This is a genomic window from Caulobacter hibisci (assembly GCF_016135805.1).
In the GTDB taxonomy this organism is placed as follows: Bacteria; Pseudomonadota; Alphaproteobacteria; order Caulobacterales; family Caulobacteraceae; genus Caulobacter; species Caulobacter hibisci.
Genome location: NZ_JADWOX010000014.1, coordinates 67,618 through 84,379, shown reverse-complemented (window position 1 = coordinate 84,379; position 16,762 = coordinate 67,618). Strand labels below are relative to the sequence as shown.

At 68.3% G+C, this 16,762-nt stretch carries 14 protein-coding genes and 4 tRNA genes; 15 read left to right on the top strand and 3 right to left on the bottom strand.

The genetic code is table 11. From position 1 onward, the window contains the following. Nucleotides 1-135: 135 nt before the first annotated feature. Nucleotides 136-1,902, bottom strand: a complete 1,767-nt coding sequence (gene phaC, locus I4Q42_RS18250; RefSeq protein WP_232793272.1) for a class I poly(R)-hydroxyalkanoic acid synthase — start codon at nucleotides 1,900-1,902, stop codon at nucleotides 136-138. A 319-nt stretch (nucleotides 1,903-2,221) separates the two neighbouring features. Between phaC and I4Q42_RS18245 the strand changes: the two genes are divergently transcribed. From I4Q42_RS18245 to I4Q42_RS18190, 12 genes are all read left to right on the top strand, one after another. Further along, on the top strand, nucleotides 2,222-2,668 hold the full coding sequence (locus I4Q42_RS18245; RefSeq protein ID WP_198577518.1) for a hypothetical protein: 447 nt from the start codon (nucleotides 2,222-2,224) through the stop codon (nucleotides 2,666-2,668). A 107-nt stretch (nucleotides 2,669-2,775) separates the two neighbouring features. After that, entirely contained in the window at nucleotides 2,776-3,996 is a 1,221-nt protein-coding gene (locus I4Q42_RS18240) for an LL-diaminopimelate aminotransferase (RefSeq protein ID WP_198577517.1), read from the top strand. A gap of 138 nt (nucleotides 3,997-4,134) precedes the next feature. Next, on the top strand, nucleotides 4,135-5,424 hold the full coding sequence (locus I4Q42_RS18235) for a homoserine dehydrogenase (RefSeq protein WP_198577516.1): 1,290 nt from the start codon (nucleotides 4,135-4,137) through the stop codon (nucleotides 5,422-5,424). A gap of 74 nt (nucleotides 5,425-5,498) precedes the next feature. Beyond that, the gene (gene glpX / locus I4Q42_RS18230; protein ID WP_198577515.1) at nucleotides 5,499-6,449 is read left to right on the top strand and encodes a class II fructose-bisphosphatase; all 951 of its coding nucleotides are present in this window, start codon (nucleotides 5,499-5,501) and stop codon (nucleotides 6,447-6,449) included. Between the two features lie 119 nt (nucleotides 6,450-6,568). Continuing rightward, the gene (locus I4Q42_RS18225; protein WP_198577514.1) at nucleotides 6,569-7,546 is read left to right on the top strand and encodes a class 1 fructose-bisphosphatase; all 978 of its coding nucleotides are present in this window, start codon (nucleotides 6,569-6,571) and stop codon (nucleotides 7,544-7,546) included. 920 nt (nucleotides 7,547-8,466) lie between these two features. Further along, nucleotides 8,467-10,284, top strand: a complete 1,818-nt coding sequence (recJ, locus tag I4Q42_RS18220; protein WP_198577513.1) for a single-stranded-DNA-specific exonuclease RecJ — start codon at nucleotides 8,467-8,469, stop codon at nucleotides 10,282-10,284. A 69-nt stretch (nucleotides 10,285-10,353) separates the two neighbouring features. Further along, nucleotides 10,354-10,428 (top strand) — tRNA-Glu (locus tag I4Q42_RS18215). A gap of 57 nt (nucleotides 10,429-10,485) precedes the next feature. Beyond that, a tRNA-Glu gene (locus I4Q42_RS18210) sits at nucleotides 10,486-10,560 on the top strand. Nucleotides 10,561-10,734: 174 nt separating this feature from the next. Next, the gene (gene cspD / locus I4Q42_RS18205; RefSeq protein WP_198577512.1) at nucleotides 10,735-11,331 is read left to right on the top strand and encodes a stationary phase survival cold shock domain protein CspD; all 597 of its coding nucleotides are present in this window, start codon (nucleotides 10,735-10,737) and stop codon (nucleotides 11,329-11,331) included. A gap of 101 nt (nucleotides 11,332-11,432) precedes the next feature. Beyond that, nucleotides 11,433-11,509 (top strand) — tRNA-Pro (locus I4Q42_RS18200). Between the two features lie 26 nt (nucleotides 11,510-11,535). Further along, complete coding sequence (locus I4Q42_RS18195; protein WP_198577511.1) at nucleotides 11,536-11,841, top strand: ETC complex I subunit; 306 nt, start codon at nucleotides 11,536-11,538, stop codon at nucleotides 11,839-11,841. Nucleotides 11,842-11,869: 28 nt separating this feature from the next. Continuing rightward, a tRNA-Arg gene (locus I4Q42_RS18190) sits at nucleotides 11,870-11,946 on the top strand. Nucleotides 11,947-12,017: 71 nt separating this feature from the next. On the opposite strand, the gene I4Q42_RS18185 is transcribed toward I4Q42_RS18190, so the two are convergent. After that, entirely contained in the window at nucleotides 12,018-12,485 is a 468-nt protein-coding gene (locus tag I4Q42_RS18185; RefSeq protein WP_198577510.1) for a helix-turn-helix transcriptional regulator, read from the bottom strand. Nucleotides 12,486-12,818: 333 nt separating this feature from the next. On the opposite strand from I4Q42_RS18185, the gene I4Q42_RS18180 reads away from it, so the two are divergent. From I4Q42_RS18180 to I4Q42_RS18170, 3 genes are all read left to right on the top strand, one after another. Beyond that, complete coding sequence (locus I4Q42_RS18180; RefSeq protein WP_198577509.1) at nucleotides 12,819-13,085, top strand: DUF1427 family protein; 267 nt, start codon at nucleotides 12,819-12,821, stop codon at nucleotides 13,083-13,085. 74 nt (nucleotides 13,086-13,159) lie between these two features. Further along, nucleotides 13,160-15,010 (top strand): amidohydrolase, encoded by a 1,851-nt coding sequence (locus I4Q42_RS18175; RefSeq protein ID WP_198577508.1) that lies wholly within the window; start codon nucleotides 13,160-13,162, stop codon nucleotides 15,008-15,010. A gap of 115 nt (nucleotides 15,011-15,125) precedes the next feature. Next, nucleotides 15,126-16,094, top strand: coding sequence for a proline iminopeptidase-family hydrolase (locus tag I4Q42_RS18170; RefSeq protein WP_198577507.1), 969 nt, complete (start codon nucleotides 15,126-15,128; stop codon nucleotides 16,092-16,094). Between the two features lie 47 nt (nucleotides 16,095-16,141). Here the strand turns inward: I4Q42_RS18170 and I4Q42_RS18165 are convergent, their stop codons facing one another. After that, the gene (locus tag I4Q42_RS18165) at nucleotides 16,142-16,756 is read right to left on the bottom strand and encodes a response regulator transcription factor (RefSeq protein WP_332873109.1); all 615 of its coding nucleotides are present in this window, start codon (nucleotides 16,754-16,756) and stop codon (nucleotides 16,142-16,144) included. Nucleotides 16,757-16,762: the final 6 nt, after the last annotated feature.

The following is a 16,762-nucleotide window of genomic DNA, read 5'->3' as shown; positions in this document are numbered from 1 at the left end:
GAGAACCTCCCCCTGTGGGGGAGGTGATCGCGAAGCGATCGGTGGGGGGAGCGGCTGCGAACTCGGCCTTCGCCTCGAAAGCTGAAAACGGCCCCCCACCGGCCTTCGGCCGCCTCCCCCACAGGGGGAGGTTCGTTAGGCCGCCGCGTTCGACCGCACGCGCACGAAGCTGCCCGGGGCGTTCTCGAACGGCTTCAGCGGGCCCTTGGCCGGATCGCGGGCCGGGATCAGCTTGCCCGACTTCGCCTTCAGCCATTCCGCCCAATGCGGCCACCACGAGCCTGGATGCTCGACGGCCTGCGAGATCCAGCCCTCGACAGAGCCAGGCAGGGCGTCGTTGGTCCAGTGCTGGTACTTCTTGGCGTCCGGGTGGTTGATCACCCCGGCGATGTGGCCCGAGCCGGCCATGGTGAAGGTCACCGGCCCGCCGAAGGCCCGCGCGCCGCGATAGACGCTGCGATAGGGGGCGATGTGGTCGTCCTTGGACGACTGCACGTAGATCGGCGTCTCGACCTTCGACAGGTCCAGCTGCTCGCCGCCCAGGCTCAGGGCGCCCTGGGTCAGACTGTTGTCCTTGTAGAAATTGCGCAGGTAGAACAGGTGCAGCGATTTGGGCATCCGCGTCTGGTCGGCGTTCCAGAACAGCAGGTCGAAGGGCCGCGGCTCCTTGCCCATCAGGTAGTTGTTGATGAAGAACGACCAGATCAGGTCGTTGCCGCGCAGGGCGTTGAAGGTGTCGGCCATGGACTGGCTGGGCAGGAAGCCGCCTTCCTGATCCATCCGCTGCTCGATCTCCTTCAGCCAGGCCTCGTCGGTGAACAGCAGCAGGTCGCCGGCCTCGGCGAAGTCCTGCTGGGCGGCGAAGAAGGTGGCCGAATTGATCCGCTTGTCGCCGCGCGCGGCCATATGGGCCAGGGCGCAGGACAGCAGCGTGCCGCCGATGCAGTAGCCGACGGTGTTGACCTTATCGACGCCGCACTGGGTCATCACCTGCTGGCTGGCGTCGTAGATGCCCTCCAGCATGTAGTCCTCGAAGGTCTTGGCGGCCAGCTTGCTGTCCGGATTGACCCACGAGGCGACGAACACCGTGAAGCCCTGGCCCGTCAGCCAGCGGATCATCGAGTTCTCGGGCCGCAGGTCGAGGATGTAGAACTTGTTGATCCACGGCGGGAAGATCAGCAGCGGGATCTCGTGCTGCTGCTCCGTGGTCGGATCGAACTGCAGCAGCTGCAGGATGTCGTTCTGGTAGACCACCTTGCCGGGGGCGGTGGCGACGTTCTCGCCGACCTTGAACTTGGCCAGGTCGGTCTGGCTGATCGCCAGCTGGCCGCCGCCGCGCTCCAGGTCGGCGGCGAAGTTCTCCATGCCGCGCTTCAGGCTCTCGCCGTTGGTCTGCATCACCTCGCGCAGGGCCGCGGGGTTGGAGATCAGGAAGTTCGACGGCGAGAAGGCGTCGGTCAGCATCTTGGTGAAGAACTCGACCCGGCGCTTGGACTGCGGATCGACGCCCTCGGCCTGGGCGACCAGGCCGTTCAGCCAGTTCGAGGTCAGCAGGTAGGACTGCTTCATCATGTCGAACACGGGATTGGCCGACCAGTCGGGGTCGGCGAACCGCTTGTCGCCCGAGGCCGGGGCGACCACGGGCTGGGTCTCCTCGCCGGCGGCGCGGCGGGCGGCCGACTGCCACAGCTCCATATAGCCGTTGAACAGTTCGGCCTGGGCGCGCAGCAGTCGGTCGGGCTGGGCGGCGAGGCTGCCGATCACCTGGTTGAACGCCGGGGCGACGTGGAACGGGTCGGGCGACAGGGCCGCGGGCCGGTCGGCCTGGCGCAGGGCCGCCTCGGCGATCGCGCCCTGGGCGGTGACCGCCGCGCGGGCGAGGTTGGCCGACAGCGCCTCCATCAGCTTGCGCTGCTCGTCGGTCAGCAGGGCCGAAAGCTGCGGCGCGCCGACGAAGTCGCCGGTTCCGGCCGCGGGCGATTCGGCTTGGACCTCCGGTTCGGGCGGCGGGGGAGGGGGCTTGGGCGTCGCGGCGGGCTTTTTACGGGGGGCGGCGGCCTTGCTCGGCTTCGCCGGGGCCTTTCCGCTCGCGACCTTGCCAGCGTCTTTGCCGTCGCCCTTGGCCATGCGCGTCCCTTCCGCCTGAATGTCGCTTATCGGTCGCCGATTCTCGCTCGGCGCCTTCCGCTCGCCGCGATCATCGCATAAGACCTGAGACAAGATGAACGGCCAAACCGGTAAAATCGTACGTTTCGGCGCCTCGCTGGCGGTCCTCGGGGCCGTGCTTTCGGCGTGCGGCACGTCGCCGTTCACGCCGCCGCCGGTGGATGCGACCTCGCCGGTCGCCGCCGCCGCCGAGGCCGCCGCCCACCAGCGCGGCAAGATCCCGTCGCTGGCCGACATCCCGGCCGTCCCGACCGACATCCCCAAGCCCGGCGAGTACAAGGCCCAGGTCCAGGAGCAGCAGGCGGCCGCCGCCCAGCTGCGTCGCGACACCGCGCCCGAGACCTTCGCCCTGACCGACACCGACGGCTTCGCCGCCCGCGCCCAGCGCGCCGGCCGCGTGCCGCCGTCGGAAATTCCGACCGTCGCCGATCGCGCCGAGACCGAAGCCTTCGCCAAGGCCGCCCGCGGCCGAGCTACCCCGCCTCCGTCCAAGCCCCAATAGGGCGACGGAGGCATAATTTTCCTTGAACTGGCTTGGCTATGCCCCGCTCGGGGTCTATCCATGCCCGACTTTTCGCTCCTGCAGCGCCAGAGGGCGCACGAGCCATCATGACCGCCGATTTCCACCGCATCCGCCGCCTGCCGCCCTACGTCTTCGAAGAGGTCAACCGCATCAAGGCCCGCCTGCGCGGCCAGGGCGTCGACATCATCGATTTCGGCATGGGCAACCCCGACATGCCCACGCCCCAGCACATCGTCGACAAGCTGGTCGAGACCTCGCGCGATCCGCGCTCGGGCCGCTATTCGGCCTCGAAGGGCATTCCCGGCCTGCGCAAGGCCATGGCCGGCTATTACGATCGCCGCTTCGGCGTGAAGCTGAACCCCGACACCGAGGTGATCTCGACCCTCGGCTCGAAGGAAGGCTTCGCCAACCTCGCCCAGGCCCTGACCGCCCCCGGCGACGTCATCATCTGCCCGAACCCGGCCTATCCGATCCACGCCTTCGGCTTCATCATGGCCGGCGGCGTCATCCGCCACGTGCCGGCGCTCAGCCCCGAGCAGTACCTGTCCAACATCAGCCGCGCGGTGAAGCACTCGGTGCCGCCGCCGTCCGTGCTGATCCTGTCCTATCCGTCCAACCCGACGGCCCAGACGGTGGATCTGGACTTCTACAAGGACGCCGTGGCCCTGGCGAAAAAGCACGACCTGCTGGTCATCAGCGACGTGGCCTATGGCGAGATCTATTTCGAGGACAACCCGCCGCCGTCGATCCTGCAGGTGGATGGCGCCAAGGACATCGCCGTCGAGGTCAATTCGCTGTCGAAGACCTACGCCATGGCCGGCTGGCGCGTGGGGATGGTGGTCGGCAACGCCCGCATCTGCGCGGCCCTGGCCCGCGTGAAGTCCTATCTCGACTACGGCGCCTACACGCCCGTGCAGGTCGCCGCCGCCGCAGCGCTGAACGGTCCGCAGGACTGCGTGGAAGAGATCCGCGGCATCTACAAGGGCCGCCGCGACACCCTGGTCTCGTCGATGAAGCGCGCCGGCTGGGACATCCCCAACCCGCCCGCCTCGATGTTCGCCTGGGCCAAGATCCCCCCGCAGTTCGAAGCCGCCGGCTCGATGCTGTTCTCGCGCCTGCTGATCGAGGAGGCCGGCGTCGCCGTCGCCCCCGGCATCGGCTTCGGCGAATACGGCGAAGGCTATGTCCGCATCGGCCTCGTCGAGAACGAGCACCGCATCAAGCAGGCCGCGCGCAACGTGAAGAAGTTCATCGCCAACGCCGACCAGATCCTGGCCAAGGCCCACAACAGCCTCGACCAGGGCTGATCCCACTGACGAAATCCTCGCCCTTCGACAGGCTCAGGGTGAGGATTTCGACTGCCAACGCCTGCAATAGCCCTCATCCTGAGCCTGTCGAAGGAAGAGGGCGGCCCCACGGGCCTCCGGACCACTAGGAACCGCACCATGACTCAGAAAACCTGGCGCGTCGGCGTCGCCGGCCTCGGCACCGTTGGCGGCGGCCTCCTGCAGTTCCTCGCCGAGCGTCCCGACTTCGCCCCGGCCGGCGATCGCGCCGAGGTCGTCGCCGTCTCGGCCCGCTCCAAGTCGCGCCCGCGCACCGTCGACATCTCGGGCCTGGAATGGTTCGACGACCCGGTCGCCCTGGCCAGTTCGCCCAATGTCGACCTCTTCGTCGAGCTGGTCGGCGGCAGCGACGGCCCGGCCAAGGCCGCGGTCGAAGCCGCGCTCAAGCTGGGCAAGCCCGTCGTCACCGCCAACAAGGCCCTGATCGCCGAGCACGGCGCCGAGCTGGCCGCCCTGGCCGAGGCCAACAACGCCCCGCTGCTGTTCGAAGCCGCCGTCATGGGCGGCACCCCGGCCGTGAAGATGCTGCGCGAAGCCATGGTCGGCGACGACGTCGTCTCGGTGGCCGGCATCCTCAACGGCACCTGCAACTACATCCTCTCCGAGATGGAGAAGACCGGCCGCGACTTCGCCGACGTGCTGCGCGAGGCCCAGGCCCTGGGCTATGCCGAGGCCGACCCGACCATGGACGTCGGCGGCTTCGACGCCGGCCACAAGATCAGCATCCTGGCCGCCCTGGCCTTCGGCTGCGCCCCCGACTACGAGGCCGCCGACATCGAGGGCATCAGCGACGTCGAGTTGCTCGACATCAAGCTGGCCAAGGATCTCGGCTACCGCATCAAGCTGATCGCCGGGACCGTGAAGTCCGACGACGGCGTGTCGGTGACCGTGCACCCGACCCTGATCCCGCTGGCCCACCCGCTGGCCCAGGCCGGCGGCGCGCTCAACGCCCTGTTCATCGAGGGCACGCGCATCGGCCGCATCTTCATCCAGGGCCCCGGCGCCGGCTCTGGCCCGACCGCCGCGGCCGTGGCCGCCGACATCGCCGACGTCATGACCCGCGCCCAGCGCCCGGTGTTCCAGGCCCCGGCCGGCGCGCTGAAGCCGTTCGTGCCGGTCGATCCGGCCCGCGCCGTCGGCAAGGCCTATCTGCGGATCATGGTCCGCGACGAGCCGGGCGCCATCGCCGCCATCTCCGAAACCCTGGCCGAATGCGGGGTCTCGATCGACAGCTTCCTGCAGAAGCCCGTCGAAGCGGCGGGCGGCGTGCCGATCGTGCTCGTCACCCATGCGACGCCGGAATCAAAGCTCCTCGACGCGATTACACGCATCGAAAAGCTGCAGGCCGTGCTAGAGCGTCCCCGTCTTCTGCGCGTCGCGCGCGGCTAGAGACCGCGAGCAACAAGCGGTCCAGGTGTAGAAGACATTGGGAATTTAGCCTCGCCACGGGCTGGGAGACACTGATGAGTTCTAACACCCTGGACCGCTCGCTGGTCCTGGATGCGGTTCGCGTAACCGAAGCCGCCGCCATCGCGTCTTGGACCATGGTCGGCCGGGGTGATGAGATGGCCGCCGACCAGGCCGCCGTCGACGCCATGCGCAATGCGCTCAACGACCTCAATATCGACGGCGAGATCGTCATCGGCGAGGGCGAGCGCGACGAAGCGCCGATGCTCTATATCGGCGAGAAGGTCGGCCGTGGCGGCCCGGCGGTCGACATCGCCCTGGATCCGCTGGAAGGCACCACCCTGACGGCCAAGGCCATGCCCAACGCCCTGGCCGTCATGGCCTGGGCGCCCAAGGGCACGCTGCTGAACGCGCCCGACACCTATATGGACAAGATCGCCTGCGGGCCGGGCTATCCGGCCGGGGTCATCGATCTCGACAAGTCGCCGGCCGAGAACGTTCGCGCCCTGGCCGAAGCCAAGGGCGTCGATCCGTCCCAGATCACCGTCTGCGTGCTGGATCGTCCCCGCCACGCCGAGATCATCGCCGCCGTTCGGGCGGCCGGCGCGCGGGTCAATCTGATTACCGACGGCGACGTCGCCGGCGTCATCAACACCGCCGACCCGGCCACCGGCGTCGACCTCTATCTCGGCTCCGGCGGCGCGCCCGAGGGCGTGCTGGCCTGCGCGGCGCTGAAGTGCGTGGGCGGACAGTTCCAGGGCCGCCTGGTGTTCCGCAACGCCGACGAGCGCGCCCGCGCCGCGCGCTGGGGCGTCACCGAGTTCGACAAGAAGTACGATCTGCACGAGATCGTCCGGGCCGACGCCATCTTCGCCGCCACCGGCGTCACCTCCGGCGCCCTGCTCGACGGGGTGGGGTTCAAGGACGGCTTCGTCCATACCCACAGCCTGGTGATGAATTCCTCGACCGGCGCCGTGCGCGAAGTGCGCATGAAGCGTCGAGTCTGAGGCTTGTCGGGCCGGTCTTGGCGGTCGGCCCGTTCGCCCTTGTAATAATGTCGTACTAGTCTGCGAGTCGCTCGCAGCCGCGGCGATCTTCGCCGCCCGTCCAGTCGAGGCCCTTCCGCATGACCGCCCTGATCGATCTCGCCAGCCACCTCGCCGGCGATCCCTCCAGCCCCGCGGTCAAGACCGTCGTCGCCGACATCGCCGCCGCCTGCGCCCGCATCAGCCGCATCGTGGCCGGCGGGGCGATCCTGGGCAATCTCGGCGCGGCCGGGGTCGTCAACGTCCAGGACGAGGAGCAGAAGAAGCTCGACATCCTGACCAACGACCTGCTCAGCGACGCCCTCAAGGCCTGCCAGCCCGTCGCGGGCCTGGCTTCGGAAGAGCTGGAAGAGATCGAGCCCACCGGTCGCCAGGGCGGCTACCTGGTCACCTTCGATCCGCTCGACGGCTCCAGCAACATCGACGTCAACGTCTCGGTCGGCACGATCTTCTCGATCCTGCCCGCGCCGGAAGGCCGCGAGCCGACCGAGGCCGACTTCCTGCAGCCGGGCCGCCATCAGGTCGCCGCCGGCTACGCCGTCTACGGCCCCCAGACCATGCTGGTCCTGACCCTGACCTCGGGCGTCGTCGGCTTCACCCTCAGCGCCGACGACCAGTGGCTGCTGACCCACGCCGCCCCGACCATCGCGCCCGATGCGGCCGAGTTCGCCATCAACGTCTCCAACCAGCGCCACTGGGCCGCCCCGATCCGCCGCTATGTCGACGGCTGCCTGGCCGGCAAGGAAGGCCCGCGCGCCAAGAACTTCAACATGCGCTGGGTGGCCTCGATGGTCGCCGACGTGCACCGCATCCTGATGCGCGGCGGCATCTTCCTCTACCCGTGGGACGCCCGCGAGCCGACCAAGCCGGGCAAGCTGCGCCTGATGTACGAGGCCAACCCCATGGCCCTGATCGTCGAACGCGCCGGCGGCAAGGCCACCGACGGCGTCACCCCCATCCTCGACCTGGCTCCGACCAAGCTTCACCAGCGCGTGCCGGTGGTCCTCGGCTCGGCCAACGAAGTCGACGAAGTCGCCCGCGAGAGCGCAGCGGGCTAAGGGGCGACCCTCTCCCAGAGGGAGAGGGAGGGTGAGGGGTTACGCCGCCAGCCGGCGTGCCGGTACGCCGTCGACCGTCCCAAGCCAACAAAACCCGCCTCCCTCGCCCTCGTGGCGAGGGCCCATGCTTGCGACCGCTCAGACCTCTACCGTTCTCCAAAGGTCTGAGCGGCTGCACGATGGATCCTGGGCACAAGGCCCAGGAAGGCGATGTTTGTTTCGTCGGACGGGGATTGGCGGGCGTCTATCCCCGGCGAACTCAAAAAAGAGTCCAGCCAAACCAACGCCCTACAACTTTCTCACCCGAACTTATCCGACGCGCCGAAACCACCCGCATACTCAAACCCATCCCAGTCATGGGGAGGGCTCTTGGTACCGGCCCAAGTTGCGGCTGTGATCGCATCGAGCGGGGCCGCTGGTTGCGTTGCGGGAAGGGCGGGTTTGCAGGATCGCTCAGAAGGCGTGACTGGACCGCCAGCCGTTCCGTGATGCGGCAAGCGGGTAGACAGGCCGGGAACGTTCAAACCGGTTCAACAGGATCAGCCGAGGCCGCGCCGGATTACCGCGGGGCTGTCGATCCTGCCCGTCCGAGGGCTAGCCGGGCCAATGGCTGAAATAGCGCCTACGCCCCCGGTCCTTCGAGCCAACGATGCGGCGGAGCGGTCTGACGAAGCCGAAACGCAAACAAACCCTACGGTCTCCGGGCTCCGCCCGGCCGCTCCGCGCCTTCCCGACCTAACGCGCATTCGCGCGGGAGACCGCAAACCCATGTCCCTCTCCCCTTGCGGGAGAGGGTGGCCTGCGAAGCAGGTCGGGTGAGGGGTCTCTCAAACCTCGAAGCCGCGTGCAATGGATCGAATCCCCCAAACCGGCTAGGCTGGACCCATGCCCCAAGACGCTGAATCCAGGCGGGTTTGACCATGGCCGACGGTCATGCCGTTCCCGTCGCCGACGCCGCCTTCCTGGGCGTCACGCGCTCGCTGTCGGGCCGCGCCTGGCGCGAGCGCGCCGCCGACGCCGCCGTCGTTCGCGACCTCTCCCGCCAATACGCCCTGTCCGAGCCCCTGGCCCGGGCCCTGGTCGCGCGCGGCGTCGACCAGTCCAGCGCCCGCGACTATCTGCAGCCGACCCTGAAGGCGCTGTTCCCCGACCCGTCCAGCTTCACCGACATGGACCGGGCCGCCGAGATCCTGATCGACGCCCTGGTTCAGGGCCGGCCGACCATGGTGTTCGCCGACTACGACGTCGACGGCGCCACCAGCGCCGCCCAGTTGGTGCGCTGGTTCCGGCACATGGGCGTCGAGCTGCCGATCTACATTCCCGACCGCCTGAAGGAGGGCTACGGCCCGAGCCCGGCCGCCTTCAAGACCATCCGCGACTCAGGCGCCGAGCTGGTCGTCACCCTGGACTGCGGGGCGGCCGCCTACGACGCCATCGCCAGCGCCGCCACCATCGGCCTCGAGGTCGTGGTCATCGACCACCACCTGATGCGCGAGGACCCGCCGGCCGCCGCCGCCGTGGTCAATCCCAACCGCCCGGGCTGCCAGAGCGGGCAGGGGGTGCTGGCCGCGGCCGGCGTCACCTTCATCCTGCTGGTCGCCCTCAACCGCGAGGCCCGCAAGCGCGGCCTGTTCGGCGAGGGGCGGCTCGAGCCGGATCTCCGCCAGTGGCTCGACCTGACGGCCCTGGGCGAGGTCTGCGACGTCACCCAGCTCGTCGGCTTCAACCGCGCCCTGACGGCCACCGGCCTTAAGGTCATGTCCAAGTGGGCCAATCCGGGCCTCAAGGCCCTGCTGGAGGTCGCCAAGGGGCAGGGGGCGGCCAGCGTCTTCCACGCCGGCTTCATCCTGGGCCCGCGCATCAACGCCGGCGGCCGCATCGGCCGCTCCGACCTCGGCGCGCGCCTGCTCTCGACCGACGATCCGCTGGAGGCCCAGGCGCTCGCCGAAGAGCTCGACGAACTCAACACCGAGCGCAAGGCCGTCGAGGCCGCCGTGGTCGAGGAAGCCGCGGCGATTCTCGAGCGCGGCAGCAATTTCGATCCCGAGGCCCCGGTCATCGTCGTGGCGGGCGAGGACTGGCACCCCGGCGTCGTCGGCATCGTCGCCAGCCGCCTGCGCGAGCGCTATCGCAAGCCGACCATCGTCATCGGCATCGACCGGGCGGCGGGAATCGCCAAGGGCTCGGGCCGCTCGCAGCCGGGGGTGAACCTGGGCCGCGCCGTGCAGGCCGCCTTCGAGGCCGGCATACTGATGGCCGGGGGCGGGCACGCCATGGCGGCCGGACTCACGGTGCGTCCCGATTCGATTCCCGAGCTGCGGGCCTTCCTGGAGGAGGCCCTGGCCGGCGAGATGGCCGAAATCGGTCCCGAGGCGGTCGAGATCGACGCCCTGGTCCAGCCGCGCGCCGCCAACCGCGCCCTGTGGACCGAGTTCCAGCAGATGGCCCCGTTCGGCCCCGGCAATGTCGAGCCGCTGTTCGCCCTGACCGGCGTGCGGCCCGAACGGGTCATGGCCCTGCGCGGCGGTCACGTGCGAGTCGACCTCGTCGGCCCCTCCGGCGATCGCCTCAAGGCCATGTCCTGGCGCTCGGCCGAGACCGATCTTGGCCGCAGGCTGCTGGCCGGCGGCGGTGCGCTGCACGTGGTCGGCCGCCTGAAACCCGACGATTACATGGGCCGGGAAGGGGTCCAGCTGGAGATCGAGGACGCCGCCGATCCCCGGATGTGGACGGAATAAAAAAATCGCATCTGGGCGCTTGCGCTCTTCGGGGAGCCTTTGTATATCCCCGGCTCCTCGCGGCGAGATGGTCCCTTCGTCTATCGGTTAGGACGCCAGATTTTCATTCTGGAGAGAGGGGTTCGACTCCCCTAGGGACTACCAGCCGCGAGGGCTGTACTTTTGAACTGCTGCGGATTACCTGCTTCTTCGAAGCTTAGTGGTCCCTTCGTCTATCGGTTAGGACGCCAGATTTTCATTCTGGAGAGAGGGGTTCGACTCCCCTAGGGACTACCAACCGCAGCGTTCAAAAATTTCCCGCACGACATAGAGGCCGCGACTAAATGTCGCGCCTTTCGTATTGCGGCCTTTCTGCGACATTTGCCCATTGACGGCTCTCCTCCCGCGAGAACAGTGTTATTCTTGTGGTGCTCGCTCCTTTGGGCTGATTGGGCGAGCCAGAGGGGCGGAATGTCTGGTTACGACTTGGATGGATCGGGATTGCACGAAGACCTCGTGCGCATCAGCGGTCGCGTAAAATGGTTCGACACCGGCAAGGGGTACGGCTTCATCGTACCCGATGACCCAGGCCAGACCGGCCTGAAGGACGTGCTGCTCCACGTCACCTCGCTGCGCAACTGCGGCCGTGAATCGGCCCTCGAGGGCTCGGTGATCGTCTGCGACGTGGTCAAGCGTGCCAAGGGTTGGCAGGTCACCGAAGTGGTCGATCTCGACGAGACCTCGGCCCCGCCGCCGCTGGACCGCCCGCGCCGCACCTTCGACGAGGCCGCGCCCCGCCGCGACGGCCTGCGCAGCGGCTTCGGGGGCGGCGCGTCGCGCCAGTCCCTCGAACCCGCCGGTCCGCCGGAGCGCGCCAAGGTCAAATGGTTCAACCGCACCAAGGGCTACGGCTTCGTCGTTCGCGACGAGGCGCCGGGCGACATCTTCGTCCATATCGAGACCCTGCGCCGCGGCGGGCTGGAAGACCTGCAGCCGGGCGACGACGTGATGGTCCGCTTCGCCCAGGGCCCCAAGGGCCTGGTCGTCGCCGAGATCACCGGAACCTGAAGCGGCCGGCTTTTCCGCCACGCCGCCATGCGACAGAAACCGTCCGCGAAGGCTTGCTTTCGGCCCCCAAAGCCGAGTAGGAGCAACCCCTTGCTGATGACCGGAGCGTAGCGCAGCCTGGTAGCGCATCTGTTTTGGGAGCAGAGGGTCGCAGGTTCGAATCCTGCCGCTCCGACCATCAGCCTGAGCCGTTTGGAGAGGTCCATGCTCGCCCGCATCTATCGTCCGGCCAAGAACGCCATGCAGTCGGGCAAGGCCAAGACCAAGGACTGGGTGCTCGAGTTTGAGCCGGCCTCGGCCCGCAGGCCCGACCCGCTGATGGGCTGGACCCAGTCGAGCGACATGAACGGCCAGGTGCGCCTGACCTTCGAAACCCGCGACGAGGCCATCGCCTACGCCCAGCGGCACGAGATCTCGTTCCAGCTGTTCGAACCCAAGGTTCCCAAGCGGATCATCAAGGCCTACGCCGACAACTTCGCGGCCAACCGCAAGCAGCCCTGGACCCACTAAGGGTCCAAACGGCTGGGCCGGCGAGCGCGCGCCCTTAGCTCAGTTGGATAGAGCATTCGCCTTCTAAGCGAACGGTCGCAGGTTCGAATCCTGCAGGGCGCGCCATCGGCTCCGCATTCGCGGACATTCCCAGTGCTTCCCTTTCATCGCGGCAAGGCTCGCCAGCGAGGCCGTTTTCAGCCGTAGGCGATCGCGTTGATTTCATCGCCGGGCCGGACGGCGATCCTGCGCCATTGCGACGGCGTCGCGCCGATCAGTCCACCGAAGGTGCGCGTGAAGTGCGCCTGGTCGGTGAAGCCGCAGGCCAGAGCGATCTGGCAGAGGCTCGATGAACTTCCGACCATCATCGACTGTGCCCGCTCGATGCGGCGGTGCGCCACGAACCTGGAGAAGGTGACGCCGTACGACTGGCGGAAGCGGCGGGAGAAGTAGCTGGGGCTGAGCCTGGCCTGTTCCGCCGCGCCCCTGATCGACGGGCGGCCATCCAGGCCGCCGTCGACATAGTCGCGGACGCGCCGGGCCTGCCAGGGCAGCAAACCTTCCCAACGCGGCGAGGCCGCCGAGAGCGCAGCTTCTCCGATCGCTGCGGGAGGCCGGCGCGCGGCGTCCGCGTCGAGACCTCGGGTGAGTTCAGCCTGCGCCATGCGTCTTCTCCACTGACGAAACGTGTTCGGCAGTGAGCCTAGGTGGTTGAAGCCGGAGGCCGGAGTAAAGCGCAGTAAAGGTCAGTGAACTTTGGGGTTTCGCGGGCTTGCGGCGCCGAGCGCAGGCCTTGCTTTGCTGACCGCCGCCCCAACTGGTTTGCGGTCTCTGTCCCTGGTCGAGGCGCAGCGCATAGACCGATCCATTCAAGCCAGCCCGGCGCTGGAGGTCGACATCTGACCCCGCCGCCGGTGGCCGGATCGCCCTTCGTGATCCTCACCGTCCGCCGTCGCGTCCCCTCTGGGCGCGGCTCGCCTTCCGGAGGGAGCCTGGTCATGAAGCCCTATCTTCTCTCGATCGGCGCCGGCCTGCTGGTGGGCGTCCTCTATTCGCTGATGGGCGTGCGCTCGCCCGCGCCGCCGGCGATCGCCTTGCTCGGCCTTCTAGGCATGCTGCTGGGCGAGCAGGCGGTCCCGGTCGTCAAGCGACTGGTCGCCGGCGCGCCGATGGCGGCCTTCATCAAGGCGGAATGCGCGGCCCGGGTTCTGGGCCCGCAGGCGGTGGCGAGGGGCGGCGGCGACGATCGCGAGGGCCAAGCATGAGCCTGAGCCGTCGTCGCACCCTGGCGCTCGGCGCCGCACTTCTTTCCAGTTCCGCTTTCGCTGAAGGGCGTCCCATGTCCGACCTGATCCTCGTCAACGCCAAGATCACCACGCTGGATCGGGGAAACCCTCGCGCCTCGGCCGTCCTGATCCGCGACGGCCGGTTCCTCGTGGTCGGTGAGGAGGACCAGGTGCGGGCCGCGACCCAGGCCGACGCCCAGGTGATCGACGCCGGCGGCCGGCGGGTGATCCCGGGCCTGATCGACAGTCACATGCACATCATTCGCGGCGGGCTGAACTACAATATGGAGCTGCGCTGGGACGGCGTGCCGACCCTGGCCGACGCCATGGCCATGTTGAAGAAGCAGGCCCAGAACACCCCGCCGCCTCAATGGGTGCGGGTGGTCGGTGGCTTCACCGAGCACCAGTTCGTCGAAAAGCGCCTGCCCACCCTGGATGAGATCAACGCCGTCGCGCCCGACACGCCGGTGTTCATTCTCCACCTCTACGATCGCGCCCTGCTCAACCGCGCCGCCTTGCGCGCCGTCGGCTACACCAAGGACACGCCCAACCCTCCGGGCGGCGAGATCCAGCGTGACGCCGCGGGCAATCCCACCGGCCTGCTGCTGGCCCAGCCCAACGCCGCGATCCTTTATTCGACCCTGGCCAAGGGGCCCAAGCTGCCGCCAGAGTACCAACTGAACTCGACCCGCCATTTCATGCGCGACATGAACCGCCTGGGCGTGACCAGCGTGATCGACGCGGGCGGCGGCTTCCAGAACTATCCCGACGACTACGCGATCATCGAGAAGCTGCACATCGACGACCAGCTGACCCTGCGCATCAGCTACAACCTCTTCACCCAGAAGCCGAAGGCCGAGCTGGCCGACTTCCAGAGCTGGTCCAGGCAGGTCAAGCCGGGCCAGGGCGACGACAAGTACCGCCACAACGGCGCGGGCGAGATGCTGGTCTACAGCGCCGCCGACTTCGAGGACTTCCGCGTCGCGCGGCCCGAGATGCCGGCCAACATGGAGACCGACCTTGAGCCGGTGATCCGCCACTTGGTCGAGAACCGTTGGCCCTGGCGGCTGCACGCCACCTATGACGAGACAATCTCGCGGGCGCTGGACGTCTACGAGAAGGTCAATCGCGACATGCCGTTCGACGGCCTGCACTGGTTCTTCGACCACGCCGAGACGATCAGCGAGCGCAATATCGACCGCATCGCGGCCCTGGGCGGTGGCATCGCTGTGCAGCACCGCATGGCCTACCAGGGCGAGGACTTCATCGCGCGCTATGGCGCGAAAGCCGCCGAGGCCACGCCGCCGATCGACAAGATGCTGAGGGCCGGCATCCCCGTGGGCGCCGGCACCGACGCCACCCGGGTGGCCAGCTACAATCCCTGGGTCTGCCTGAACTGGCTGGTCGCCGGCAAGACCGTGGGCGGCACGCGCCTCTACCCGCCGACCAATCGTCTCGACCGCGAGGAGGCCCTGCGCCTGTGGACCACGGCCAACACCTGGTTCTCGAACGAAGACGGCAAGAAGGGCCAGATCGCCGTGGGCCAACTGGCCGACCTGGCCGTGCTCAGCGACGACTACCTGACCGTGCCCGAAGATGAGATCCCGCACCTGTCGGCGGTGTTGACCCTGCTGGGCGGCAAGATCGTCCATGGCCAGGACGAGTACGCCAGGCTTTCGCCCGACCTGCCGCCGCCGATGCCCGACTGGTCGCCGGTGCGGACCTTCGGCGGGTATCAGGACCGCTCGCGCGGTCATGCCCGCGCCCTGGCCTCGGCCTGCGGCTGCGCCAGCGCCTGCAATGTCCACGGCCACGACCACGCAGCCGCTCTGGGCGCCGAGGCGCCGACCAGAGATGCGCGCTCGTTCTGGGGCGCCATGGGCTGCGGTTGCTGGGCGGTGTGATCATGCAGACCTCGGCGCCCATTCGGTGCGCCTGCGCTCGAAGGCGTTCGCGATCCTGGCTCATGCGGCGCACGCCGAGCCAAGCAAATTTGAGTTAGTGACAGGAGTATCGACCATGACGAACACGGGCTTGACCCGCCGCGGAACCTTGAGGGCCGCAGCCGGGGTGATGGGCGCAAGTCTTGTCGCCAAGGCCGGAGAAGCCTTCGCCGGAGTCCCGCAGGCTGAGGGCTTCGCCACGGTTCCCGGCGGCAAGGTCTACTGGCGAAGGTTCGGTTCGGGCGGCAAGACGCCGCTCCTGACCCTGCATGGCGGACCCGGCTCGTCGCACAGCTACCTGTTGCCGCTGCAGGCCTTGGCCGACGAGCGTCCGGTCATCTTCTACGACCAGCTCGGTTGCGGCCGGGCGGATGCGCCGGAAGCGGACGACGTCTATTCGATCCAGCGTTCGGTCGACGAGGTGGACGCCGTTCGCGCCGCCCTCGGGCTGGACCAGATCGTGCTGCTGGGCCACTCGTGGGGCGCCCTGCTGGCCGTCGAGTATCTCTGCCAAGGGCGGGGCAGGGGCGTCGAACGCCTGATCCTCAGCGGCGCGATGGCCAGCATCCCGCAGGTCATGGCGGGCTTCGAGCGTCTGTTCGCCGCCATGCCTGACGGCTGGGGCGACAAGATCCACGCGCTGGAGAGAGCTGGCAAGACGGGGACCCCCGCGTACGCCGAGCTGGTCCAGAAGTTCTACGACACCTTCGTTCTCAGGGTTCCGCCGAGCCCCGAGGTGCTGGCGACCCTGGAGGCGCTGTCCAAATCGCCGGCCTACCGCGTGCTCAATGGCCCCAACGAGTTCACGATCGTCGGCAAGATCAAGGACTGGGATCGTCGCCAGGATCTCAAGGCCATCACCCAGGCGACCCTGATCACCACCGGCGAGTTCGACGAGGTCACCCTCGATTGCCACCAGACCCTTCGCGACGGCATCGCCGGCCGCGCACGGCTGGCCGTGATGACCGGGTGCTCGCATCTGACGATGAACGAAAAGCCGGCTCAGTATAACGCCCTGCTGCGTGGCTTCATGAGCGAGGCGTGATCCCTCGGGCCGGCGATGGGGCGACCCGGCGCCGGCCCGACGTGGGCTCAGAGGTGGGAACCGGCCTCGTCCCTGGCCAGTCGATCGGCCATGCGCACCAGGTCGGGCAGGGACTCGGCCTCCATCTTCTTCATCACCTGGCTGCGATGAAGCTTCACGGTCGCCTCGGTGATGGCGGCGCGCTCGGCGATCTGCTTGTTGAGCAGGCCCGCCGCGACGAGCGTGAAGACCTGCCGCTCCCGGTCGGAAAGGGTGGCGTAGCGTGAGCGGAGCGCCTGATCGTGCCTGGTCTGCGCGCGGCGCTGCTGATCCTGGGCCAGGCCCCGGTTCACCGCCTCCAACAGGTCCTGCTCGCGCACGGGCTTGGTCAGCACGTCGACCGCGCCGGCCTTCATCGCCCGAACCGCCATCTGGACGTCGACGTGTCCGCTGATCAGCACCACAGAATGGGTCGAGCCGTTCCGCGCCAGCGCTTCCTGGAACTCGAGGCCGCTGCGGCCCGGCAGGCGAATGTCCAGAACGATGCAGCCGGCCCGCTCCAGTCGCCCGGAATCGAGAAAGGCCTGCACCGATCCGTAGATCTCCGTGACCAGGCCGACCGATTGAAAGAGGCCGCGCAGCGCCTCGCGGACGCTTTCGTCGTCGTCGATCACGACGACCACGGCCGC